Raw genomic sequence first — 23853 nt, 5'->3', positions numbered from 1 at the left:
GGGCTATAGCAATACCCGTGCCGAAAAAAAACCGCCTGAAAATCAGGCGGTTGGAAAACCGGCGTCAATCATCCGCCTGTTCATCTCCTTCGCGACGGCTCATGCCGTACTTGCGCATCTTCTCCACCAGGGTGGTGCGACGGATGCGCAGGCGTTCTGCCGCGCGGGCCACGATACCGTTGGCATCGTCCAGCGCCTGCTGGATCAGCCCTTGTTCCAGGCCGCCCAGGTAATCCTTGAGATCCAGGCCTTCAGGCGGCAACAGGGCGTTGGCGGTGAAATCCGGCGTGTGGCCGTTGATTGCCACCCGTTCCTCCAGGTCACTGCGCAGGCTGTCGACCATTTGCTCGTCTTCGTCGTCGACGTAGCGGAATTTCTTCGGCAGTTCGTTCACGCCGATCACCCCGTACGGATGCATGATCGCCATGCGCTCCACCAGGTTGGCCAGTTCACGGACGTTGCCCGGCCAGCCATGGCGGCACAAGGACATGATCGCCGCCGAGTTGAAGCGGATCGAACCGCGCTTTTCGTGCTCCATGCGCGAGATCAGCTCGTTCATCAGCAACGGAATGTCTTCGACGCGCTCACGCAGCGGCGCCATTTCGATCGGGAAAACGTTGAGGCGGTAATAGAGGTCTTCGCGGAAACTGCCGACCTCGATCATGCTCTCAAGGTTCTTGTGCGTGGCGGCAATGATCCGCACATCGACGCTCTGGGTCTTGTTGCTGCCCACGCGCTCGAAGGTGCGCTCTTGCAGGACCCGCAACAGCTTGACTTGCATCGGCAGCGGCATGTCGCCGATTTCGTCGAGAAACAGCGTACCGCCGTTGGCCAGTTCGAAACGCCCGGCGCGGCTGGTGATCGCACCGGTAAAGGCGCCCTTCTCATGGCCAAACAGTTCGCTTTCCAGCAACTCGGCCGGAATCGCGCCACAGTTGACCGGCACGAACGGCGCTTCGCGGCGCTTGGAGTGGTAATGCAGGTTGCGCGCGACCACTTCCTTGCCGGTGCCCGACTCGCCCAGGATCAGTACGCTGGCGTCGGTATCGGCCACCTGCTGCATCATCTGGCGCACATGCTGGATCGCCCGGCTGGTGCCGACGAGGCTGCGGAACAGGTTGGGTTCGCGATGCCTGCCGCGCTCACGGGCCTGGTCGTACATCTCGCGATAAACCTGCGCGCGGTGCAGCGAATCAAGCAGCTTGCTGTAGCTGGGCGGCATTTCGAGCGTGGAAAGTACTCGGCGGCGCTGGTCTTCAGGCAAGTCAAGGGAAGAATTTTCGCCCATTAACAAAACCGGAAGGAACTCATCCCAGGTTGAGAGTGTCTTTAGCAAGCCCAAAAGCGCTGCGGGAGCATTTACGGTCCCGATAAGGACACAGATGACTTCACGACTGGACGACAATGAGCCGACAGCCTGCTGCCAGTCATGGCTTCCGCAGGGTAAATTTTCTTCGCCAAGAAAATTCAGGATCACCGCCAGGTCACGGCGGCGGACGCTATCGTCATCGATCAGGAGAATTTTGGTTTCACGCCACATGCAATAGCAACTTCCCTAGTCAACCCAATGCCCGAAATTAGGGGGCAAGCTAGACGCTTGCAGACTTGTCATGCCTGTAGACGCCTTAAATCTGTAAACAGCTACTAGTTAAGTCAAAAAACCGCGCACAGTCAAATTTATGGCGCAACGGGCTCGGATTAACTGAGCATTAACCGAACAGATGGTAAACCTTTGCCGCGTTCTGTGCTTGATGGATCTGTTGCATCTCGTCGACGATCGCCTGACGCTCTCCCGTCGCCGCCTCCAGCAATTGCCGATATACCCCTAGCAACTCCTCAAGATTGATCCGCAACGCCGCCTCATCCACCTGGGGCTCGCCCAGGACGTCTTCCATGCAGGAACGGCAAGCCAGGTCCAACTGACCGATGGCCTCCCAGTTTCGCTCGGCCAGGGCATCAACCAAGGCATCACGGGTTTGTTCGATTCGCTGCAGGACAAGACTCATGGGAGTACTCCTAGAATTGCGGACCAGGCGTGACAATGGCATCCCAGCCCTCCTTGACCGTGCGGAGCAGATCGGCGACTTCGTCGAGGATCTTCGGATCGGTCTTGGCGTTGGCTTCGGCCAGGCGTTTCGTCATGTAGGTGTAGAGAGCATCCAACTCGGCTACGGACTCGGCCTGGTTTTCCAGATCCAGGCCTTCACGCAGACCGCCGACGATGCCGATGGCCTTGCTGATGAATATGCCTTTGTTGGCAATGTCCTTGCGCTCCATCGCGCCCTTGGCCTGGGCGATACGGTCCAGCCCACCCTCCATGAGCATTTGCACAAGACGATGGGGACTTGCTTCGGAGGTTTGCGCCTGGGCGCCAATCTTCTGGTATTGGCGAAGGGCTAACATCGGATTCATGTTCTACCTCATCAAAAAACTTCGGTTCGTATAAACAGCGTATCGACGCTGCGTCAAAAAACTTTAGACCGAAAAGCCGAAAGCCCGGAACGTTGTCAAAACGTTGCCGGGCTTTTTACATCGGTCGAAAATCAGCTGTTTTTCTGCCGCGCCGTCATCGCTTCAAACATGGATGTGATGTTGCTGGCGGTAGCCTTCAATTTGCCGACCAGGGTATCCATGTCGTTGTACTTTTTGGTCAGAGTGGCGGTCAGGGTCACGACCCGGCGATCCAGGGCCGCCTGATCGTTCGTCAGGCGGGCCTGGGTCTTGTTCAACGCCGTGGTCCGCTGGTCCAGGATGCCGCCGGTCTGGGAGTAGGGTTCGATAGCCTTGCCCATGCGTTCCAGCAGCCCGTTGGTCCCGGTGAACAACGTCTGGACTTCACCGCTGAGCTTCTTGTCGTTCATTGCCGTGGTGAACTTGGTAGCGTTGAAGTCCAAGGCACCGGTCTTCTGGTTGGTGGTGATACCCAGTTGCGCCAGTACGGTGAGCTTGTCGCCGGAGCCTGTTTCCGACAGCGGACCGCGAATCGACGCCAGCAGCGAACGAGGCAACGCGTCACCGGTCAGCTTTGCTGGCACGGTCGGGTTACCGTCAGCATCGTTCGACGGCTTGGTCAAGGCGGTGATGCTATTGGCGATGGCGTTATAGGCGTCGACGAATTTCTGGATGGAAGCTTTCAGGCCATCGTTGTTCGGCGCAACGGTGATGGTTGAAGTAGAGCTAGGGCCCCCGCTAAGCAAATTCAACGTCAGCCCGGAAATAGCCGTGCTTACAGTATTGCTTTTGCTGGTCAGCGCCATGCCGTCGATGGAGAACTTGGCATCCTGCGCCAAGGCACCGATCGCCCCCGCCGAAGTCGCCGTCAGCGCGGCGCCGCCAGCGCCCACAACGTTCGTCCCGTCAATCTCAAGTCCGGCAATACCGCTGACCGAGATGTCGGAACCGGCGCCCGTAGTCGTCGAACCCAGCACCAGACGCGAACCAAAGGAGTCGGTCACGATGTTGGCACTGAAGCCCGCCGCCTTCATCGCCGAGTCAGCATTGATCGAGTCACGAACCGATTGCAGGGTCGCGCCGGCCCCCACATTGAGGTTGTAGTTGACACCGTTCTGCGCGATGGTCAGCGTTCCGCTCGGGATGGCACTGCTGGCACCGCCGGCAAAGGCCGCCGTGGTGACCTTGGAAGACGTTGCGATGTTATCGACCTTGATCGCATAGGTACCGCCCACCGCAGAGTTGCTGGCGGTGGCCGTGAGGACACTGGCTGAGGAGGAGGTCGCAGCAAAACCCGCGAATTGCGGGTTGGTGATGCTCCCCAAGTCCTTCAAGGCGGTATTGAAAGCTGCCAACAGTGACTTCAAGGACCCGATCCCGGAAATGCTGTTGGTAGTCGTCGTCGTCGCTCGGGTGATCTGACCTTGCTTGGCCGCCTTGTCGGAATCGACCAGCGCCTTGACGATAGCGCCGGTATCAAGGCCGGAGCCTAGACCCAAGCCAGGTAGGATTGGACTTGCCATGTGGGACTCCCTTCAGTGTGTCGCCGGCCTTTTGACCTTTACAACGCCCAAAAGAACATAACAACAAAATTCGTGCCGGTTGTCAGGCTTCAGCGCTGAACAACAAGCTGTTTGCATCATTCAAACTGTTCGCCAGTTTCAGAACTTCTTCGTTCGGGATCTGGCGAATCACTTCACCGGAACCACTGGCAATCACTTTGACCACTACTTTGCCTGAAGGCTCGTCAATAGAGAACTCCAGGTTGCGCTTGACCGACTGAACGAACTTCTCGATTTCCTGAACGGCCTTCTTGAGTTTGTCCTGCTCGGCGGCAGCGTCTTTAGGCGTTTGCTTGACCGCAGGCACGGCAGTCACCTCGGTTTGAGGCTTCTCCGCTGGCCTTTCGAGCACTGTAGGTACCGGCTTAGCCGTTGGATAAGACAAGTTCAGCTTCACGCTCATATCCATGTCCATCACCTCTTGAACGGAAAAAGCGAGAGAGCACGCAAGCGCACTCCCCCGCTAAAACTCATCCGGCTGTTACTGAAGCAGCTTCAGTACAGCGGACGGCAGTTGGTTGGCCTGGGCCAGGATCGAGGTAGACGCTTGCTGCAGAGTCTGCTGCTTGGTCAGTTGTGCAGTTTCAGCAGCGAAGTCGGTATCTTGTACGCGACCCAGTGCAGCACTGGCGTTTTCGTTGATGTTCTGCAGGTTGGAGATGGTGCTGGCGAAACGGTTTTGTGCAGCACCGAGGTCAGCACGGGAGCTGTTGATGGTTGCCAGTGCCGTGTCGATAGCGGTGATGGCAGCCGAGAAGTTGGTTTCAGCAATGGCGCTGGTGGAACCAGCGATGGTGATTGCCGAACCTACGCCCATGGTGTCAGCATCGAAGCTGGCGCTCAGCGTCAGCGTGATCTGGTTGGAGGTACCCGAGTTGGAGCCGACCTGGAAGGTCATGGTGCTGGCGGTACCGTCAAGCAGGTTCTTGCCGTTCAGGTTGGTGCTGTTGGCAATACGAGTCAGCTCGGCGCTCATCTGCGAGAACTCTTTGTTCAGAGCGTCGCGATCGGTTGAGCTGTTGCTGTCGTTGCGGGACTGAACAGCCAGTTCACGCATACGTTGCAGGATGTTGGTTTGTTCCTGCATCGCGCCTTCAGCGGTCTGCGCCATCGAAATACCGTCGTTGGCGTTCTTGATCGCCATGGTCTGACCGCGGATTTGCGAGGTCATGCGGGTAGCGATCTGCAGGCCGGCGGCGTCGTCTTTGGCGCTGTTGATTTTCAGGCCGGAAGACAGACGGGTCATCGAAGTGGACAGAGCATCGGAAGCCTTGTTCAGGTTCTTCTGAACGTTCAACGATGTGACGTTAGTGTTTACTGTTAAAGCCATGACGAATTCCTCGTTGGTTGGGTACTGCGGCTTCCGGCCCTGGCAACCGCCGGGTGTGGCCTAGAGAACCTTCGTAATAGTTATCGTCGGATTGGGAACTTGCTTGAGGGCTTTTTTCAAAAAATTTGCTAGCAGACTGCCACCCCTTGTGAAACAAGGGTTTAGCCGCAGGCAAAAGCCCGAAAAGTGACGTCAAGAAACCGCTGGGGAAACTGCCGACAAAAAAATAGCGCTGCCGGGCAAACCCGAAGCGCTATGTCAGGAGGGGGTTTCGATCAGTCGCGATAGAGAATGGCGGAGCCCCACGACAGGCCAACACCGAAACCGCTGATGGCCACGCGTTTCCAGTCGGCATCCAGGACGTGTTTTTCCAGCAGCAGTGGGATGCTCGACGACACGGTATTCCCCGTCTCGACCATGTCCTTGATGAACTTCTCCGGCTCGCCTTCGAAACGACGCGCCACGGCATCGACAATCGCCGCGCTGCCTTGGTGAATGCAGAACGCATCAATATCGCTGGCCTGCAGCGACGACTCGTCCAGCAGCTCATGCAAATGAGCCGGCACCTTCAGCAAGGCGAAATTGAACACCTGGCGACCATTCATGAAGAACACACCGTCGCTGACCTTCAGGTGCGGCGCGCCGGAACCGTCGGTGCCGAACTTGGCCTTGCCCAGTTGCCAAGTGGCACCCTCGGCCATCCACGTAGCCGTGGCGGCATCGCCAAACAGCATGGTGGTGTTGCGATCTTCAGGGTCGACGATTTTCGAATAGGGATCGGCCGTCACCAGCAGGCCGTTCTTCAGGCCCGCCGCCTCCATGAAGCCTTTCAGGGCATAAATGCCATAGACGTAGCCCGAGCAGCCCAGGGAGATATCAAACGCCGCGACATGAGTCGGCAGGCCCAATTTGTCCTGAACGATAGCCGCGGTATGAGGCAGCCCTTCTTCATCGCCGTTTTGAGTGACGACGATCAGCGCATCGATGGACTCACGCTTCAGATCCGGATTATTGGCGAACAAGGCGTTCACCGCTTCGACACACAGGTCCGAAGTTTCCTGCTCGGCGCTTTTGCGCGGCAGGAAGGCTGAACCGATCTTTCCAAGGATGAATTCTTCATCCTTCTCGAATTTGGCACCCTGAGCGTAGTTATCCACACCAGCGGTCGGCACGTAACTCGCTATGCTTTTTATGCCAATCATCATGGCTTCCCGATCATAAATAGCTACTGAATATGTACCCCAAAAAACGCCGTGGGGGTGCTTCCAACGATTGAACCGCGGACCCGGACGCGACGTTCGATGACCTGAACGCGCCTCCGGTCCGGAGAACACAATACATTGAAGATGCACTTTATGACCTATGCGTCACGCCGTTTTGTTCATCAAGTGATTTATCAAGCTGCGTGGGCTCGTATCGCAGCGGGAGGAAAACCCGAGTATTTCAGGGATTTTCCCGGATCCATCGGGCCATGCTATCGATGGATTGATCCAACGATGTCCAATCATCCAGCCCCAACGCTCGGGCCTTTTCAATATCAGGCACATAATATGAACGCGCCTGGGCCGCATCGTCGACACCCAGTATCCTCACCGTTTTACCCGGTGAGACGCGGTCGACGACCTTGTGAGCCAGTTCAGCGATCGTCAGCCCTTTGTCGGACCCAACGTTGTAAGCGTTGGCCGCAGCCCCCCGCGCCAACAACGTCAACAACCAACCCGCCAGGTCAGCCCCATGAAGATAGCTTCGCACTGCCCGGCCACTTGACTGAAGCAACAACTCATCCTTCCACAACGCATCCCTGACGAAATTACCAATTGCAAAATGCGCATCCAGCGCAATTCCCGGCCCGGAAAAAGCAAAACAACGCGCCAGGATGACTTCCAGTCCGTAGCGTTGACCGTAAATGACCGCCAAGGTCTCCTGGGCACGCTTGGCCCCGGCATATGCACTGCTGGCCAGATGGCTGGCGCAGGACGACGGACTGTCTTCCGGAACCGGCCGATCAAATTCGAGAGGCCCGTATTGCGCCCCCGTTCCAGTAAATAGAACGCGCCGTACTCCCGTCCGTACAGCCAGATCGAGTACATGACGGGCCCCATTCAGGATTGTGTCGAAGATTTGCAAGGGATCAGCTTGAGCCCCCGCCAGAGTGTCGGTAGCCGCATGCAATACAAGGTCGAAATGACGCCCCTGTATGAAATCCAGAGACGACTGGACATCATGTTGCAACCAGGTGATCCAGCCCGGATCGCCGTACTCGGGGTACTCAGACAAAAAAGCCCGAGGCGATCGCGAAATCGCCGTCACGTCGATACACGCTCCCCCAAGATTCAGATGGGCAATCGTGGCAAGTATCCATTTGCCGAAAAAACCCGTGCAGCCAGTGAGCAGGATGCGCTGGCCCGCCAGTAGATCATGCGGCTGCAGATGACGGGCGATTCGCTGGATATCGGCAGCGACGACAGGGGATCCCAGGCTCACTTTCATGCTCAATGAACCAACCAGCTGTCACGCCACGCGGCAAGCGCTGCGCCCTCAAGCATCCAGTCCTGGCGGACACGGGCCTGCAACACGTCTCCGAGCGCTGCCGCGGCGTCAAGATCCTGTATGTGGGCACGGATGGCGTCTACCCAAGCCTCGAAACGATTTTCGACCCTCTTGGCGGGCAAGTCACCGCGATAAGCCTCGATATCGGAGCAAATAACCGGCACACCGCACGCTCCGAACTCAAGCAGGCGGATATTCCCCTTGCATCGATTGAACAAATTGTCCTCAAGCGGAGCGAGAGCCAGATCGAGGTTCAGCGAAGCCAGTTTCGTTGGGTATTCATCGATGGCCACCGCGTCATGGTATTCATGAATAAACGAACGCAGATGCACCGGGCAGGCCCCTAGAATCACCCAGTCGACTTCACCGGCAAGCTCCTTGATGACATTGGAGAGCATTTCCAGCTCACCAATGCTGTGTAATGTTCCGACCCAGCCCACCCTGGGCTTGTCAGCACGACGACGCCCCCCTTGCAGCGCCTTCCAATCAAGGGGATCGAGCCGCGTCTTTACAATTTTGATGTCGGCATTGAAGCCATCGAATACCTGGGCTATGAAATCAGTGGAGACCACCAGCCGGTCCATATACGAAAGACCTTGGCGCAAGGCACCGAGTACATCCGGCGGCAGTTGGCGATAGTGAGGACTCTTGGCCGACAGGTTGGGCAGATAGAGATCCAGGTCAAAAACCTTGAAGGACCGGGTAAAAGCCTTCACCTGGCGCATGGTTTCCAGATGCTCGGCACGTACGTATTGTTGAAACACCACCACGTCCGGGTTGTAGCGCTCCACATCCACCACTGACAGCACCTGGTTGGACAGAGCACCTTCCAGAGCACCGGCATCACGCATGGCATTGAATGGTTGGACGATTCGATGCCGGACGCTGTCAGGCTCGCCCGCCGGATGCGCCAGAACGGTGGGGATCGAGGCAAACGTCGACAAAGGCTGCCAGGACAGCGACGACTCCCCAACGTGGAACGTGCGTTCGTTCGCCAGGGAAAAATTTGGATTGTAGGCGCGATCCCGGGCCAGCGCTGGCAACCAGCGCTGGTAGAGGCGGTCCAACTGGGCCGGTGTCACATCAACCGCTCCAGACTCACCGACGAGCATTTGTACACGAGGCGTCCATACGTTCAGATAACCGGCTTGCTGGAGCCTCAGGCAAAGATCGACATCCGCCCAAGGAGCCAGCTCCTCATCGAAACCACCCACCTCGGCAAACAGCGCTTGGCGCACCATCAGGCACTGGCCACTGAGCGCCGAATAATTCTGGTCGACCTGCAGACGCTGCATGTAGCCATCCGAGTCGCCCGGCATCCGGGCGAAAGGGCTCGAAACCGTCCCACCCACCCCTAGCACCAGGCCGGCATGGCGGATAGTGCCGTCTCCGGCAATCAGCTTGGCGCCAACGCCCCCCACTTCAGGGCGCATGGCATGGTTAAGTAACTGCTCCAGCCAGCCATTGGCAATGACTCCGATACTGGCATCCAGAAACAACAGGAACTCACCGCGCGCGTCACTCACCGCCTGGTTTCGAATGACTTCAGGCGAAAAGGCCGCAGGGAATCGCAGCACCCGTAAATGGCCAATACCCAGCTGTTCGATACCCGACAACCAGCTACAGATGGTCGCGTCTTCATTGCCGCGATCCAATAGCAGCAGCTCGTAGTTACCGTAGCCGGTGTTCTCCAGCAAGCTGTCCACGCAACGCTGAAGATGCGCAAGTTGTCCGTCCGCCACAATCAGGATACTCACCGCAGGCGCGGCCGAGTGTCCATAATCCACTTCGTAGCGTCCGGGCAATCGAGAGCCAACTTGCGACGCTTCGAAACCGCGCGCACGCAGATGGCGCTCGATGACTTGCCGCTCCTGAACATTATCCTCAAGCAGCAAAACGTCACCGACGATCAGCGGCTCGCTCATGTGGCCCAACCCCTCGAACCCGGATGCCTCAATCATCCGCAGGATGAATTCGAGCTCAAAAGCATCGGGAAACGCTGTCGTGAAGCCAGCCATTTTCAGCCAGACATCGCGGCGCAACAGCCAATGTCGCGCCATACTGGCCGGGAAACTGAGCAGCAGATCGAGATTGATATCCGGACGCAATGCCAAGCTCAGGTTGCCGTTTTCAAAACGCATAACTTCATCGGCATAAATCGCCCGGCAATCAGGCGTAGCCGTCATCTCCAGTGCTGCGCTCAGCAGACCGCTGGCCGTAAACGTTTCACCGGCATGGACAATGATGAATACATCGCATGCCTGTTCACCGATGACCCGATTCAAGGTTTCGACCGTTTCAAGCGGGTCGAACCTGAAAACCCGCTTGTTGTCGCAGGCAATATCGGCAGTGGTCAATACGACGGGCTGGAATGTCACCGGCAAGCCATCGTGTTGGGCAAGGCTTTCAAGGGTTTCGTTCAGCCGCAGGAGCGCACCGTCCGGATCCAGGATAAAAATGCCGAAAACAGGTGTCTGGGCGTGCTCCAGATGCCGGTCAACCAACCTGCGTTGCACCTCATTTAGCTGGCGAGCCGCGAGCCAATGGGCGTCGTGGCACTTGATGGGACGGGCGGCATAGGCTAACGCGGCGGTCTGTGTTACCTCGATAAAGTAATCGAGCGAGGTCCAGAAGTTTTCCTGATGCTTCAACAGGCTTTGACGCAGAAGCGGTGCCGTCTGGCGAGCCGTCTCGATGGCCTGCGGTGTATTGCCCCACGCTACGCCATAACTATTGTTTTCATGATTGGACAACGGCCGGGGGGCGTATTGACTGGGAATCACCACCGCAACGCAACCGCATAAGGCGGCTTCGGCAGCCAGCCCCGAAGGCTCCGAGCAATAGAAGAATTCGCACTGCTGGAAAACTGCCGCCAGCTCCTCCCAGGAACCCGGACTTCCCGGGGTGATTTCGATCGAGTCCGCCGCCAACAATGCCGGGGCGATGAGGGCCTTGCCCTGTCGCCCCTGGTAATAACAGACTTTTCCCGGGATGCGTTGCGTGGGATCCGCCGGCGGACAGAAAATGCTGACATCGACGGCGGGCATGTACAGCACGCGGTCTTGCGTCATGCCCGGTTGCAGCAACTCTCGGGTATAGGAAAACAGGATGTCGTCTTCTTCGAACGGACTGATCGCCCGAAGAAAACCGGGTTGATTGAGTAGGTAGCGCACAACCACATTGGCGCCCAATGGGTTGCCGTCCACCACCTCGGGATAGATGACGATCGGCTCCACCTTTTGCGCCTTGTGCAATGCCGTCACGTCGTTGGTCAGGCGCGGCGTCATCAGTCGCGGGTTCAGGACCGCGGACGAAATATAGGCTTCATAACCCGAACGAACCAATGCATCGCACAACATGTGCAGAACACGAATACCCGCTGAGTTGCGCCGGTAATCCGGCGACATGATGTAGTAGGGACTCGGCCTCTCGGCAAACAATGAACGATGCATCTAAGCGCTCCTGACTTCCTGGTGCCACATCAAAACCAATGCAATTGTCCGGTCGCTTATCAGCAACGACACCGTCGACAATCTAATCCTGTCCAGCCTGAACATTTGTCGTGACGTCGGCAGGACCGACACGTCACTCCACGGCGGCCATCAGAGCTGTCTGATGGAGTTGTCGTAGTGCTCGAATACCACTTCTCCGGAGTGGTTGTAGTCGGCAAACGACATGTCTTTTTTGGGCACACGCCAATCGCCATACACGAAGTCGAGATAGCCGAAAGCATCATTGGGCGCTTTCAACGACGCGCCGAACAATTGGAGGTCGTCGAAGCCTTCGAAATGCGCTTGCGGGCAAAACCATTCAGGCATGGCGCCAATCACTACCGCCGATCCATCACGCCGGACACGACGGGCAATGTCGGTTTCGAACGGAATGATCTGGTCGACCCCTTCGGCGTTCTCGCAAGTAATCCTGATGGCAAAATCAAACCCATGGGTGGCGATCAGTTCGACATTCCACACCACGCCGTCGCGTTGCGGCAGGCGGTGCTTGTTGCTACGTACCAGCGCAACAAGGGCCTCGAATTGAGCATCGTTCACTGAGAAGTCAATGTCGTCATCCCAAGGAATGAAGTCACCTTCACGTAGCGCACCCAGCAATGTACCGAAGTCGAGGTAGAGGTCAATCCCGGCAGCGTCCGTCAGCGCGCCCAGCGTCACGACCAACTCGCGGGCAACTGCCTTGGTTTGCGGATGGGAGAACGGGTGCACATCGCGCATGCCCTTCATCTCACGCTTACCCGGAATGACGGTAGGTATGTCTCCCAAGCCCAGCGTTTCAAGCTGAGCCAGGATGCTTTGCGACCAGACGCTGGTGATGACGATCACCTCACACCCACTGGCGACGATCTGATCGGCAGCGATAACCGGATAACCAAAGAATGCCTGCCCCTGCTTTTGCGGGTCGTTATCCACGATAGCGAGAATGTTCAGGTCGCGGTTTTGTTCGATAAACAGCCCCCCGCTCTTGCCTGCGCCGAACAGCACGAGTTTTTTGCCTTGCAGATCCTGCATGATGCCTTCCCCGGACGCGCCCATGCGCATCAACGATTCTAATTTTTCAATGCGACGCAGCGGCCGACCTTGGCGTCTTCGTCACGAAATTTCGCCAGACCACGGCCCTCGATCTGGTAGGTCACGCGAAAGCCGGCACGCTCGATGTTCGCCAGCATGTCCTGATGGTTCACATATCGCCGGTAATGGTCGGTTCCGAAGGTTTTGTCCTGGTCGGCATCATCGATCGTGCGGTATTCGAAAAACACCTGGCTCTGCGGCGGCAATAGCACGCTGAGCAAGTCCAGGAATGCATTGGCTTCGTTTTCATCGATTGCATGCAGGAAAAACCGCGCATAGACGGCTACCTTGCGCTTGTTGACCAGGAACCCCTTGATCTCGTCTTTGGCCGCACCAGCGAGGCATTGCACATAACGAGTGTGTTCATGGGCACTTCTGGAGCGACACAATTCGATCGCTTCTACCGACGCATCGAGTCCCAGGAGATCGAACCCGCAGGTCGCGAAAAACTCACTGTCGCGGCCATTGCCACAACCGAACTCGATCACACCGTCTACATCGGTCAACTCGTTGACGGCGAAGGCCGCGAATTGCGACGGATAAGCCGGCGCACCTTTTTTTCGGCTGCTATAGAACGAATCCCAGTAGCTCGATGTTTCTGCTTGGCTCATGGTGTGACCTCAAGGCTGTTCACGGCGTACAACACGGTGTCGAAGCTGCTGTGGGCATGGCAGCGCAGGTAGTAGCGGTATGGCAGGCCATAACCTTGCAACTGCTCGAAGATGCTCCATAGATGCTCTGCCCGGTGATAGATGCTGATGGCCAGGTTCGGCCTGTATTGACTCAGCATGTTCCTGGCACCTTCCAACGCCGCGGGCTCTTCGCCTTCGATGTCCATTTTGATCAGGTTCGGGGCGAAGCCTGGCAAGGCATCATCCAGGCGCACGCAGGTCACTGTGTCCCCTCCCGACTCGACGAGGTGACCGCCTGCGCCCAGCGCGCCATCGAATCCTATTCGCCGATTGCCGTCGGAAACGCCACAAGGGAAATTCACCGCGTGAAGATCACTCAGGGTGGGGACAAGTACGGCGTAGTTCTCAAGGTTGGGTTCAAAGGTGGCTACGGCTTCGAACGCCAGTCCTGCAGCGCGCATCTCCTGCACGGTGTCTCCCGTATAGGCACCGCAGTCGACAAAACGCAGCGGCTGCGGCCAGGTCGGCAGGTCTTCAGGAAAATACTGTCGGGGCGAAGGCGCAGGCAACCGCGAATAATCACCCGAGATCCGAAAATCAACGATGCGATCCAGCAGCTCCCGACTGGTTTCATCGGCAAGGTTTTCACGCAGGTGGGCTATCCGATCAGCATTCGCCTCGTAATAACGCGGGTCCACCAACCAGTAACGAAACGGCTGCCCTTCGGGAAAATGACGAACGAACTCGACAAGGCTGACCACATAGCCATAACCCAATTGCTGCAACTGGGTCACGACTTCGCCGACATCCACATAATTGTTGAACAGCCCAATGACCACGCAAGCAGTTGCCGGATCATGGCGGGTCGCCCAGTCCTGGGCACTGGCGACAGAGATGCCATCGACCTGATTCAGGGACGTATCACGGTCCAAAAAGGCGCTGACCCTGATCTCTTGATCCTCCAGGTAAGCCTGGACCCGCTGGCCGGCCAACCGTGCACCGTAGACCAGCACATGATCGAAGCGCTGGCCCTCAAACATGCTGGTCTCCCGAGGCCACCCGTATCAATACGGCGTGACCATTGAGGTTGTGCACAAAACGGAAGTCCCGGTTGTCCACCATGAACTCGTTGACCAGTCGGGTCACGCCTTCGCAACCATAAAAACCATAATCGTCAAACACCACCACGGCGCCTATCGCCAAGCGTGGCAACGCCCAATGCAAGACACTGCGGGCCGACTCGTAAACATCCACGTCGATGTGCAACAGCGCCAGCCGCTGGCTGACGTGCTCTGCATTATGCTCGGGGAACATGCCCTGGAGTATGTGCACGCTGTCGACTACGCCACAGCGCTCAGCCAACGCCTGGACTCGCTGGATATCGGTGTCGCTGTGCTCACCGCCGCTGTAGCCGGTATCCAGATGGCTGGCTTTCACCACACCGGTGAACGTATCGGCCAAAAACACTTTGCGTCCAGATCGTTGACTTGCCAGTGCCAACAAGCAGCCCGAACCACCGCGCCAGACCCCCACTTCCAGAAAGTCGCCTTCCAGGTCATCCAGTTGCCGAGCCAGGGACCAAAGTTCGAACAGCCGGTATTTATCCACCAGCGTGTTGCGCTCGACCAGGCCCAGGGCCTGCTCGAATGATGGGTCCTGGCACCACGGCGCATAGCTCGAATACGGCAACAACCGCTCATGGCGAATTTCAGGTGACTTGGCATGCGCCCAGGAAACCGTACCGCGCAGATAGCGGTAGCTGAGACCGGTCAATTTTTTCTTCAGCCAGGCCATTTCAGTTGCGCTCCGAAATCGCCATCTGCGCATTGAATTCGTCGCGCGGCAGGAATGGGTAAAGGTCTTCCAGCGCGCCGGTCTCCGGCTTGCCCTGTTCGTTGATACGGGTCATCACACGCGGCACCCGGGCCTCTTCGACCTGGACCAGCACCTCGCAGATCACCGGACCACTGCGCGCGAGTACTTCACTCAACGCGGCGTCCAGCCCCTCATGGGCGTCAATGCGTGCATAGCCCACGCCATAGGCGGCGGACAATTGCTGCAGGTCGGGAAGTTTCAGGCCGCTGGTGTCATCGGCGCCGACCAGCAGTTTGAAGTGCATGTTCTGCGACGTACGGATGGAGGCGTAGCCCTGGTTGTTGATCACGAAGCACTTGATCGGCAGGTTCTGCGCGGCCAGCGTTGCCAACTCCTGGATATTGAGCTGCACGCCGCCATCGCCTTCCACACAGATCGTCTGCTTGCGACCTGAGGCAAGACACGCACCGATAGCCGACGGCACGCCGAAGCCCATCGAGCCGGTGCCGCGGTTGTGGAAGCAGCGCTGATCCTTCTTCAAGCGCAGATTGAGCAGGAACAATTCCGAGGCGAAACCGGAACTGCCCGGGGCGATCACATCGCCTTCGCTCAGCAGGTCCGACAGGCGATCGGTAAAGTGATACATGCTCACGCCTTCGCTGTCGTCGGCGTGCTCAGGTTGCAGCAATGGATAACGCTCGCGCCAGGCCGCGATCTGGGAACGCCAGGCGGAATAATCGGGCAGTGCGGCGGCCTTGATGCCCGCCACGAGCCCTTCGATGAACGGCTTGACGTCAGCCACGACTTTGACTTCAACCGGCATTTGCAGCTTGGCGATTTCCGCCGGGTCGATATCGACCACGACCTTCCTGGCATAGGGTGCGAAATGCGCATGATTGTAGGCAGTGAGCGCCATGTCCAGGCGCGAGCCCAACACAATCAACAGGTCGCAATTCTGCAGGGTGAAGTTCGCCCAGCGCGGCGCGATCGAGCCAGGACGACCGCCGAAGAGTGGGTGATCATCTTCGATCAGGTCCATGGACAACCACGTCGGCATGACGGGGACGCCCGCACTCTCGATCAGTGCGTTGAAGGCCTCGACCGCGCCGGCCATGCGAATACCGCTGCCGGCAATGATGCCCGGACGTTTGGCGGTCTTGAGCAACTCTAGCGTGCGGTTCACCGACTCGCTGACGTCGACGGCGGCGGCAACCGGTGGCAATTTGGCACGGCGCAATTGAGCAGGATCGATCTGGACCGCTTGTACATCCAGCGGTACGTCGAGCCAGACCGGACCTCGACGGCCAGTCAGCGCGGCATGTTCAAGTTCATCGAACACTTCAGCGACCGCCAGTGGGTCGGTCAGGGTCACGGCGCCCTTGGTAATCGAGGAAACGATGGAGACGATGTCGGCCTCCTGCACGCCCAACATGCGCAAGCCGGTGCCGGCCTTCAAGTCGGCGGTCTTGACCTGGCCGGAGATAAAAAATACCGGCGTGGAGTCGAGCCAGGCGCCCAGGGTCGCGGTGACCGCGTTGGTAGCGCCCGGACCGCACGTGGTCATGCAGGCACTCGGCCCCCCGGTCAGCTTGCCCGCCGCTTCGGCGGCGATGCCGGCGGCCTGCTCATGCAGGCAGAGGATCGGCTCCAGGTCGGGATGACGTCCCAGGGCATCGTTCAAATGCATGGCGCCGCCACCTGGCAGAAAATACACCTGCTTGATGCCCAGTCCCGCCAGTCGATTCATGATGTAGTCAGCTACACGCATTTTGGTACTCATCGTTCAAAACCTCAGTTCGCCGAGCGCTCGGCTCAATTCAATTCGTTCAGGAATTCAAGCGCCGACCAGAATCCGGCACCGTGGTCCTTGTGGCCTTGCCACACTTCGGGAATAAAACTCACCTGTGGATAATCCTTGAGCTGCGCCCAAGTGGCCGGCCAGTCCACGTCCCCGGTGCCCATCAGGACACCTTCGCCGTTACTGCCCTTGGCATCCGCCACATGCAGGTGCGCCGAATGCGGCAGCAACAGGGCCAGCGCCGCCTGGAAGTCCAGGCCGAAGTGGAAACAGGCCATTTGCAGATGCGAGAGGTCCAGGCACAGGCGCATGTTCATGGCCTTGGCCTGCTCGGCCAGCTCCTGCGGCATCATGAAAATGTTCTGGTGGCGCTGCCCGCCGAAGTGCCACGGGAACGGCGCCATGTTTTGCGGGATCAGTTCGGTACGGCCAAAATCGATCTGGGCGCAGGACTCGCGAAAGCGTCGATACAGCTCGGCCCGATGACTGACCGGGAAGGGTTCGTCAGCCGAGAAGCCACCGATGTTCGCCACGATCAGCAGCGAATCGGCGCTGGGAAAGAACTCGGCGATCTGCAAGGTCGCATCCACCACCCGTTGCAGGTTGGCAATGGAGCGCTGACGGTATTCCAGGTCATCGGCCACCAGGTCCAGCAGTTCGCTGTTTTCGAACAACTCGGGCGCATGGACCACCAGGCGCGAGCATTCCACGGTTCGCAGGTACGCGTGTGGCGCCATACTGAGGTCGCGGTAGGACAAATGGAATTCGAACAGGTCGGGCTTGATCCACTGGTCGTATTGCAAAAAGTCGTGATAACGAACCGGCACGCCCCAGAGAATCGGCATGGCGTATTCGCGACGGATCACTTGCTGGGCAAGCAGGTCGCTGTCGAACAGGAAATCGCCCTGGGCAATGGCCCGTCCGGCTTGCTTGCCCAGCAGATCGGCCAATCGATACGGCGGCAGGCCCTGGCCCGGACTGGCGACACGCAGCATGTCCTGGGTGAACGTTTCGCCAGGCTCGATGGCGCGGGCGGCGATCACGCTTTTGCCGAGGTTTTCGCGGTTGAGCAATTCGCCCTGGCTGGCGTGGCGCCCCGGTCCGGTCCACGGCAACGCTTTCTCGACCTGGCGGATGCCTTCGACCAGTTGACGGAATTCTTCGGGTTCCAGGCTGGCGAGGTGGTCCGGACCTTCCATGCCGCGATCGAGGGTGATGTGGCGCTCGATCAGCTTGGCGCCCAGCGCCACGGCCGCGATGCTGATGGCAGTGCCACGTTCGTGACCGGAGTAACCGATCAGGCCGTGCAGCTCGCGCAGACGTGCCAGGTAACCGAGTTGGATATCGGTTTCCGGTGCCGGGTAGGTGCTGTTGCAATGCAGCAATGCGAACGGTACGCCCAAACCGTTCAACTGCTCGATGGCGCGCTCGATCTCATGCTCCAGGGACATGCCGGTCGACAGGATCAACGGCTTGCCCAGGGACGCGGCCTTGGCGATCAGGTAAGGGTTGCAGAGGTCGGCGGAGGCGATTTTCAGCGCTGGCACGTCGAAACCGGCCAGCACGTCCACACTCGGCTCGTCCCAAGGGGTGCAGATATAACTGATGCCCTTTTGCGCGCAGTAGTCGCGAATCAGCCGATGTTCATCCACGCTCAGTTCGACTTTATCCAACAGGTCTTGAATGTATTCCACACCCAAGTCTTCAGCGCGCGAGCCATCGGCCTTGCGCCGGTACAGGGCTTCGCGGTTGCGCAGCTGGAACTTCACGCAGTCGGCGCCCGCCTCGATGGAGGCGTCCACCAGTTGCCGGGCCAGCTCCACCGAGCCGTTATGGTTGTTGCCCACTTCCGCGATGACAAAAGTGTGGTCCTCACCAATGGTGATCCCATCGATGCTGAATATCTGCTTGCTCATTGAATTTTGGTCCGCCAGGAAGTGACACCGCTGGATTCAAAACGGAAATCGGTGGTTCGGCAGCCAAGCGCTCTGACCTTTTCGGTCACGGCTTGACGGTGCTGGGGTTGTACGAAAAACAGGAAGAAACCACCGCCACCGGCGCCCAGCAACTTGCCACCCAGGGCGCCCGCGTTAAGGGCGCACTCATAGATCTGGTCGAGCACGCCATCGCTCACGGCTTGGGAAAACTGTTTCTTGAGCATCCAGCCGTCGTGCAGGCAGCGCCCGAAATCATGCAGCTCGCCCCGGATCAAGTGATGGTGCATGCGGCGGCACAGCGACACGCTTTCTGTCAGCAGCAGGCTTTGCTGGCCCTTGCTGCTCATTTCTTCGCGTTGCTGGACGTGGAGCTTGCCGGAGTCATGGGAGATGCGGGTATCGCAGAGCACCAGGCACTCTTCCAGCTCGTTGCAAATCGAATCTTCAAGGCGGATCGGGTGCACCAGGTTGCGACCTTCCTTGAACTCGATCAGGTTGAAACCACCGAACGCCGAAGCGTACTGGTCCTGCCAGCCACCGGCGATGCCAAAGCACAGGCGCTCGGCCTGGAATGCCAGCTCCGCGACCTCATAGGTGCTCCAGCGATCGCGGCGCAGTTCATTGAACGCGGCAATGATCGCCGTGGCGACCGCCGACGAGCCACCCAGCCCAGAGCCCACCGGAAAATCGGAACGCATGTACAGATCCAGCCCGTAGTTGGGTTGGATGACCGAAACGATGGTCGCCAGCAGCCCCTTGTCGGCATGGTCCATGAGGTCATCCAAGGACTCATAGGACTCGCGGGTGCACAGGTCTTCGGAGAAAATCCGGATCACATTGTCGGTACGCGGGATCAACGTCGCGTGGGAATACAGCCCGACCGTGCAACTGAGCACAGCGGCCGGGTTTTCCACGAAGTAATAGGTCAGGTCCGAACCACCGCCACTGAAGCTCATGCGCACCGGCGCCCGCGCCCGGGCCAGCACCGGCACTTCCTGGTTGGCCGCCAGCCGTGCGGGCGTGACGACATCCACCAGGCAGCCGGAATCGTCCACGACCGGAATGGCGTTGTAGCTCAGGTCGAAGATCTTGAGCATTTCTTCGCGCGATGCACCCACTTTTACCGAACGGTAAGCGGTGTTCATGCACTCGGTGACCGGCACGTTCGTCGCCCCGCCCTGGAGCAGGTAACGACGCAAGTCGCCGTTGGTCAACACGCCTTCCAGGCGCCACTGCTCGTTGACCACGAAGACGATTTGCAAATCGCCCGTCTCGATGCACTCGACGGCATCGAGAATGGTCTGGTTCAGGTAGACCGTTTGTGTTCTGGCCAATTGATTCATGAGTTGACGGCCTCCTTGAACCCCGACTTGAATGCGCTCAAGGCGTCAGGCGTTCCAATATCGATAAAGGGCCCGGTGTAGGCACAGACCTTGAGTGACTGCCGGCGGATAAGCATCGGCAGGATGTCCTGCTCCATCGAGCAGGCCTGGACGGTGCATGCCTGCAAAGAGTCGGCGGCGAAGGCATAGACACCAGCATTGACCCGGCCTGGTCCGCTCAGCCCCTTTTCGTTGAGCGCCAGCAATCGCAGATCCTCGGAGCAGTCCAGGCTGCCGTAGCGGGAACGATCCTCCACCTGCACCCCCACCAGCACGTCGCCGGTGGCGGCCATGGCCAACCGATAGGCCTGGCGGTCGAGCCAGGTATCGGCGTTGAGTACCAGGAAGCGACCTTCGGGGGGCATTTGATGCAAGGCGTGCAGGACCGCGCCACCGGTGCCCATGGGTTGTTTTTCCACCACAATCTGCAGGTCCAGCCCGGTTTCGGCCATCAGCGACGGCAGCAGCTCGGCCAATTGATCGGCCCGATAATGTGCGCACAAAACCGCCTGCGTGATGCCCGCCTGCTTGAGCTCAGCCAGCACCAGCGCCAGGAATGGCCGGCCGTGAATATCCACGACGGCTTTCTGCGAGCCTTGAAGCACGGCACTCAGGCGAGTACCGAAACCTCCACAGAGGACATAGGCGCGCATCAGCGATCCAGCCCGAAAAAGTGTTCCAGGCAACGTGCCGCGTGGCCCAGGTGCTCTTCACCCAGGCCCGGCCAGACGCCGATCCAGAAGGTGTCGTTCATGATCTTGTCGGTGACCGTCAACTCGCCACTGATGCGGAAGTTGCGGCCCAGCATGTAGGGTTGACGCACCAGGTTGCCGGCGAACAGCAAGCGGGTGCCAACGTTCTGGCTATCCAGGTAACGCAACAGCTCGACACGCTGGATGCCGCAGCCGTCGCGCAGGGTCACGGGAAAACCAAACCACGAGGGGTCGCTGTCCGCAGTCGCCTCGGGCAGGATGAGGAAATCGGCGCAATTGGCCAGGCGCTCGCTGAGCCAGCGGAAGTTGCGCTTGCGCGCAACCGTGAAGTCTTCCACACGGTCCATCTGCGCCAGGGCACAGGCAGCCTGCATGTCGGTAATCTTCAGGTTATAGCCCAAGTGCGAATAGGTGTACTTGTGGTCGTAACCCTCAGGCAGTTCGCCCATCTGCTTGCAAAAGCGCTGCTTGCAGGTGTTGTCCTGGCCAGGCTCGCAGTAGCAATCGCGGCCCCAGTCACGGAAGGACTCCATGATGCGCTTGAGCAGCGGGCTGTCGGTGAACACCGCCCCGCCCTCGCCCATGGTGATGTGGTGCGCCGGGTAAAAGCTCAGGGTGCCGATGTCGCCGAACGTGCCGACCATCTGGCCCTTGTAGGTCGAGCCCAGGGCATCGCAGCAGTCTTCGATCAGCCACAGCTTGTATTTGTCGCACAGCGCTCGCACGACACCCAGGTCATAGGGGTTGCCCAGGGTGTGCGCCAACATGATGGCCTTGGTCTTCGGCCCGATCGCCGCTTCGATCTTGGCCGGGTCGATGTTGTAGGTGCCCATCTGGACGTCGACGAACACCGGGACGGCGCCGAACTGCAGGATCGGATTGACGGTGGTCGGGAAGCCAGCGGCAACACCGATCACTTCATCGCCGGGCTTGATCGCGCGATCGCCCAGGCGCGGGGAGGTCAAGGCAGAAAATGCCAGCAGGTTGGCCGACGACCCCGAATTGGTGGTCAGCACACAGCGCCGCCCCAAGTACTTGCCCAGGCGTTTTTCAAAGGCCTCGTTGAACCGTCCGGTGGTCAACCAACCGTCCAGCACCGCCTCGGTCATCGATTGCAACTCAGCGGCGCCGATTACCTTGCCAGCCGGCGGTACGCTGCTCTGGCCGGCAACGAATACCTGCGGAGCGAGCGCCGACTGCGCGTAGCGCCCCACCAGCTCGACAATTTGTTGGCGCAACTGCGTAGTACTTTCACTCATGGATATCGCCTTGGTAATCCGCGATCTGGTTGCGGGTAAAGGTGTGCATGTCCTGGCCGTTCTGCCAGGCCAGGTGCCAGGCCAGCGTGCGTTCAAGGCTGGTTGCCAGCGACCAGCGCGGCCTCCAGCCAAGCTCTTCGCGTGCCTTATTGGAATCGAGTGCCAATAAACCAGCCTCGTGGGGTTGCGCTTGCGGATCCACCGACCAGCGCACCGGTACCGGCCATTGCTCGGCGAGCAGGCCGACGATGGTTTCCACCGAAGCGACGTTGCCGCTCTCAGGGCCGAAGTTCCAGGCGCCGACGTGACGTTCGCCCTCTTCCACCAGCGCCCGGGCCAGCATCAGGTAGCCCATCAACGGCTCGAGCGCGTGTTGCCATGGACGGGTCGCCTGGGGATAACGCAGGACCACTTCTTCGTTGTGTTGCCAGGCGCGAAAAATATCCGGCACAAGGCGCTCCGGCGACCAGTCGCCGCCACCGATGACATTGCCTGCCCGAGCGGTCGCCAGTGCCACGCCAGACTCGTTCAGGAACGAGTTGCGGTAAGAAGCACAGAGCAACTCGACACAGGCCTTGCTGTTGCTATAGGGGTCGAACCCGCCCAGGGCGTCATACTCGCGATAAGGCAAGACCCATTCGCGGTTCTCGTAGCACTTATCGGTCGTCACCACCACCACTGCCCGCACGCCAGGGCAATGACGAACGGCTTCAAGCAGATTGACGGTCCCCATGACGTTGGTGGCATAGGTCTGGGCAGGGTTGCGGTAGGCCTCGCGAACCAACGCCTGTGCGGCCAGGTGCAGGACCACGTCCGGCTGGAATGCCTGGAGCGCCGAGGACAACGCCGCACCGTCGCAAATGTCCGCCAGATCCCCCGGAACCAGGCCCTCCAGCCCAGCGACAGACCAGAAGGCTGGCGTGGTGTCGGCCGGCAAGGCAAAGCCACGGACCTCGGCCCCCAACTGACGCAACCACAACGCCAGCCAGCCGCCCTTGAAGCCGGTATGGCCAGTCAGGAAAACTTTTTTACCCGCCCAGAATGCATTCACGACCAGAGTTTCCATTCGGCTTGGCCGCTGCTCCAGCGCTCTTCGAGCAATACACGGTCACGTAGCGTGTCCATCGGTTGCCAGAAGCCATGGTGCAAGTGGCTCATCAATTGACCTTGCCGGGCCAGGTTGCGCATCGGCTCGTATTCCCAGGTCGTCGTGTCATCTTCAATGCCATCGAGCGCCGCGGGCTCCAGCACGAAAAAGCCACCGTTGATCCAACCGCCATCGCCTTGGGGTTTTTCTTGAAACCCCCTGACGCAAGCGCCTTCGAGTTCCATCGCGCCAAAGCGGCCCGGTGGCTGGACGCTCGTGACCGTCGCCAGCTTGCCGTGCTGTTGATGGAAGGCCACCAGCTCACGGATGTTGACGTTGGACACGCCATCGCCATAGGTCAGGCAGAACGTCTCGTCGCCCAGGTAGTTGCGCACGCGCTTGAGTCGTCCACCGGTGCCGGTGACTTCACCCGTGTCCACCAGGGTCACGCGCCATGGCTCGGCCTTGCCCTGATGGATATGCATGCTGTTTTCAGCCAGGTCGAACGTGACATCCGACATGTGCAGGAAGTAGTTGGCGAAATACTCTTTGATGACGTAGCCCTTGTAGCCAAGGCAGATCACGAAGTCGTTGATGCCATAGTGAGAGTAGATTTTCATGATGTGCCAGATGATGGGCTTGCCACCAATTTCAATCATCGGCTTGGGCTTGAGATGCGACTCCTCACTGATGCGAGTGCCCAATCCTCCAGCCAGAATTACTGCCTTCATATATCTCTCTCAAAAGGTGAACC

General features: G+C 58.9%; 20 protein-coding genes. All 20 read right to left on the bottom strand.

Annotation, left to right across the window (positions count from 1 at the left end; translation table 11 throughout):
* Window positions 1-64 precede the first annotated feature (64 nt).
* The 20 genes from LQ215_RS18660 to rfbF all read right to left on the bottom strand — a co-directional run bounded on the left by LQ215_RS18660 (window position 65) and on the right by rfbF (window position 23830).
* Complete coding sequence (locus LQ215_RS18660) at window positions 65-1540, bottom strand: sigma-54 dependent transcriptional regulator (RefSeq protein WP_207966020.1); 1476 nt, start codon at window positions 1538-1540, stop codon at window positions 65-67.
* Window positions 1541-1709: 169 nt separating this feature from the next.
* A complete protein-coding gene (locus LQ215_RS18655; protein ID WP_063322407.1) occupies window positions 1710-2006 on the bottom strand; it encodes a hypothetical protein in 297 nt (98 codons plus the stop codon).
* A gap of 10 nt (window positions 2007-2016) precedes the next feature.
* Window positions 2017-2412 (bottom strand): flagellar export chaperone FliS, encoded by a 396-nt coding sequence (gene fliS / locus LQ215_RS18650; RefSeq protein WP_230152001.1) that lies wholly within the window; start codon window positions 2410-2412, stop codon window positions 2017-2019.
* Between the two features lie 131 nt (window positions 2413-2543).
* Window positions 2544-3974, bottom strand: a complete 1431-nt coding sequence (gene fliD, locus LQ215_RS18645) for a flagellar filament capping protein FliD (RefSeq protein WP_230152000.1) — start codon at window positions 3972-3974, stop codon at window positions 2544-2546.
* Window positions 3975-4056: 82 nt separating this feature from the next.
* The gene (locus tag LQ215_RS18640) at window positions 4057-4422 is read right to left on the bottom strand and encodes a flagellar protein FlaG (RefSeq protein ID WP_230151999.1); all 366 of its coding nucleotides are present in this window, start codon (window positions 4420-4422) and stop codon (window positions 4057-4059) included.
* Between the two features lie 72 nt (window positions 4423-4494).
* Window positions 4495-5343: a flagellin domain-containing protein gene (locus LQ215_RS18635; RefSeq protein ID WP_230151998.1), complete on the bottom strand. Its 849-nt coding sequence runs from the start codon at window positions 5341-5343 to the stop codon at window positions 4495-4497.
* Window positions 5344-5618: 275 nt separating this feature from the next.
* On the bottom strand, window positions 5619-6545 hold the full coding sequence (locus LQ215_RS18630; protein WP_230151997.1) for a ketoacyl-ACP synthase III: 927 nt from the start codon (window positions 6543-6545) through the stop codon (window positions 5619-5621).
* A 241-nt stretch (window positions 6546-6786) separates the two neighbouring features.
* Window positions 6787-7833, bottom strand: coding sequence for an NAD-dependent epimerase/dehydratase family protein (locus tag LQ215_RS18625; protein ID WP_230151996.1), 1047 nt, complete (start codon window positions 7831-7833; stop codon window positions 6787-6789).
* Between the two features lie 2 nt (window positions 7834-7835).
* Complete coding sequence (locus LQ215_RS18620) at window positions 7836-11345, bottom strand: glycosyltransferase (protein ID WP_230151995.1); 3510 nt, start codon at window positions 11343-11345, stop codon at window positions 7836-7838.
* A 150-nt stretch (window positions 11346-11495) separates the two neighbouring features.
* A complete protein-coding gene (locus LQ215_RS18615) occupies window positions 11496-12416 on the bottom strand; it encodes a nucleoside-diphosphate sugar epimerase/dehydratase (RefSeq protein WP_230151993.1) in 921 nt (306 codons plus the stop codon).
* Between the two features lie 38 nt (window positions 12417-12454).
* A complete protein-coding gene (locus LQ215_RS18610; protein WP_230151991.1) occupies window positions 12455-13087 on the bottom strand; it encodes a class I SAM-dependent methyltransferase in 633 nt (210 codons plus the stop codon).
* Window positions 13084-14148: an FkbM family methyltransferase gene (locus LQ215_RS18605; RefSeq protein WP_230151989.1), complete on the bottom strand. Its 1065-nt coding sequence runs from the start codon at window positions 14146-14148 to the stop codon at window positions 13084-13086. Before LQ215_RS18605 ends, LQ215_RS18610 begins: the two co-directional genes overlap by 4 nt.
* Window positions 14141-14902, bottom strand: a complete 762-nt coding sequence (locus LQ215_RS18600; protein WP_230151987.1) for a TylF/MycF/NovP-related O-methyltransferase — start codon at window positions 14900-14902, stop codon at window positions 14141-14143. Before LQ215_RS18600 ends, LQ215_RS18605 begins: the two co-directional genes overlap by 8 nt.
* Window position 14903: 1 nt before the next feature.
* A complete protein-coding gene (locus tag LQ215_RS18595; protein WP_230151985.1) occupies window positions 14904-16703 on the bottom strand; it encodes a thiamine pyrophosphate-binding protein in 1800 nt (599 codons plus the stop codon).
* Window positions 16704-16735: 32 nt separating this feature from the next.
* The gene (locus tag LQ215_RS18590) at window positions 16736-18637 is read right to left on the bottom strand and encodes an N-acetylneuraminate synthase family protein (RefSeq protein WP_230151984.1); all 1902 of its coding nucleotides are present in this window, start codon (window positions 18635-18637) and stop codon (window positions 16736-16738) included.
* Complete coding sequence (locus LQ215_RS18585; RefSeq protein ID WP_230151983.1) at window positions 18634-20001, bottom strand: GHMP family kinase ATP-binding protein; 1368 nt, start codon at window positions 19999-20001, stop codon at window positions 18634-18636. Before LQ215_RS18585 ends, LQ215_RS18590 begins: the two co-directional genes overlap by 4 nt.
* Window positions 19998-20693: a sugar phosphate nucleotidyltransferase gene (locus LQ215_RS18580; protein ID WP_230151982.1), complete on the bottom strand. Its 696-nt coding sequence runs from the start codon at window positions 20691-20693 to the stop codon at window positions 19998-20000. The genes LQ215_RS18585 and LQ215_RS18580 overlap by 4 nt, the downstream gene beginning before the upstream one ends.
* Window positions 20693-22012, bottom strand: coding sequence for a lipopolysaccharide biosynthesis protein RfbH (gene rfbH, locus LQ215_RS18575; protein ID WP_230151981.1), 1320 nt, complete (start codon window positions 22010-22012; stop codon window positions 20693-20695). The genes LQ215_RS18580 and rfbH overlap by 1 nt, the downstream gene beginning before the upstream one ends.
* A complete protein-coding gene (gene rfbG / locus LQ215_RS18570; RefSeq protein WP_230151980.1) occupies window positions 22005-23078 on the bottom strand; it encodes a CDP-glucose 4,6-dehydratase in 1074 nt (357 codons plus the stop codon). The genes rfbH and rfbG overlap by 8 nt, the downstream gene beginning before the upstream one ends.
* Window positions 23060-23830: a glucose-1-phosphate cytidylyltransferase gene (rfbF, locus tag LQ215_RS18565; protein WP_230151979.1), complete on the bottom strand. Its 771-nt coding sequence runs from the start codon at window positions 23828-23830 to the stop codon at window positions 23060-23062. The genes rfbG and rfbF overlap by 19 nt, the downstream gene beginning before the upstream one ends.
* Window positions 23831-23853: the final 23 nt, after the last annotated feature.

The sequence above is a fragment of the Pseudomonas brassicacearum genome, assembly GCF_918698105.1.
In the GTDB taxonomy this organism is placed as follows: domain Bacteria; phylum Pseudomonadota; class Gammaproteobacteria; order Pseudomonadales; family Pseudomonadaceae; genus Aquipseudomonas; species Aquipseudomonas brassicacearum_F.
This window is presented reverse-complemented; position numbering and strand designations above follow the sequence as displayed.

Bases quoted from the DNA above. Each gene is read 5' to 3' on its own strand.
- LQ215_RS18660 (WP_207966020.1), bottom strand. From the start codon at position 1,540: ATGTGGCGTGAAACCAAAATTCTCCTGATCGATGACGATAGCGTCCGC.
- LQ215_RS18655 (WP_063322407.1), bottom strand. From the start codon at position 2,006: ATGAGTCTTGTCCTGCAGCGAATCGAACAAACCCGTGATGCCTTGGTT.
- fliS (WP_230152001.1), bottom strand. From the start codon at position 2,412: ATGAATCCGATGTTAGCCCTTCGCCAATACCAGAAGATTGGCGCCCAG.
- fliD (WP_230152000.1), bottom strand. From the start codon at position 3,974: ATGGCAAGTCCAATCCTACCTGGCTTGGGTCTAGGCTCCGGCCTTGAT.
- LQ215_RS18640 (WP_230151999.1), bottom strand. From the start codon at position 4,422: ATGGATATGAGCGTGAAGCTGAACTTGTCTTATCCAACGGCTAAGCCG.
- LQ215_RS18635 (WP_230151998.1), bottom strand. From the start codon at position 5,343: ATGGCTTTAACAGTAAACACTAACGTCACATCGTTGAACGTTCAGAAG.
- LQ215_RS18630 (WP_230151997.1), bottom strand. From the start codon at position 6,545: ATGATTGGCATAAAAAGCATAGCGAGTTACGTGCCGACCGCTGGTGTG.
- LQ215_RS18625 (WP_230151996.1), bottom strand. From the start codon at position 7,833: ATGAAAGTGAGCCTGGGATCCCCTGTCGTCGCTGCCGATATCCAGCGA.
- LQ215_RS18620 (WP_230151995.1), bottom strand. From the start codon at position 11,345: ATGCATCGTTCATTGTTTGCCGAGAGGCCGAGTCCCTACTACATCATG.
- LQ215_RS18615 (WP_230151993.1), bottom strand. From the start codon at position 12,416: ATGCAGGATCTGCAAGGCAAAAAACTCGTGCTGTTCGGCGCAGGCAAG.
- LQ215_RS18610 (WP_230151991.1), bottom strand. From the start codon at position 13,087: ATGAGCCAAGCAGAAACATCGAGCTACTGGGATTCGTTCTATAGCAGC.
- LQ215_RS18605 (WP_230151989.1), bottom strand. From the start codon at position 14,148: ATGTTTGAGGGCCAGCGCTTCGATCATGTGCTGGTCTACGGTGCACGG.
- LQ215_RS18600 (WP_230151987.1), bottom strand. From the start codon at position 14,902: ATGGCCTGGCTGAAGAAAAAATTGACCGGTCTCAGCTACCGCTATCTG.
- LQ215_RS18595 (WP_230151985.1), bottom strand. From the start codon at position 16,703: ATGAGTACCAAAATGCGTGTAGCTGACTACATCATGAATCGACTGGCG.
- LQ215_RS18590 (WP_230151984.1), bottom strand. From the start codon at position 18,637: ATGAGCAAGCAGATATTCAGCATCGATGGGATCACCATTGGTGAGGAC.
- LQ215_RS18585 (WP_230151983.1), bottom strand. From the start codon at position 20,001: ATGAATCAATTGGCCAGAACACAAACGGTCTACCTGAACCAGACCATT.
- LQ215_RS18580 (WP_230151982.1), bottom strand. From the start codon at position 20,693: ATGCGCGCCTATGTCCTCTGTGGAGGTTTCGGTACTCGCCTGAGTGCC.
- rfbH (WP_230151981.1), bottom strand. From the start codon at position 22,012: ATGAGTGAAAGTACTACGCAGTTGCGCCAACAAATTGTCGAGCTGGTG.
- rfbG (WP_230151980.1), bottom strand. From the start codon at position 23,078: ATGGAAACTCTGGTCGTGAATGCATTCTGGGCGGGTAAAAAAGTTTTC.
- rfbF (WP_230151979.1), bottom strand. From the start codon at position 23,830: ATGAAGGCAGTAATTCTGGCTGGAGGATTGGGCACTCGCATCAGTGAG.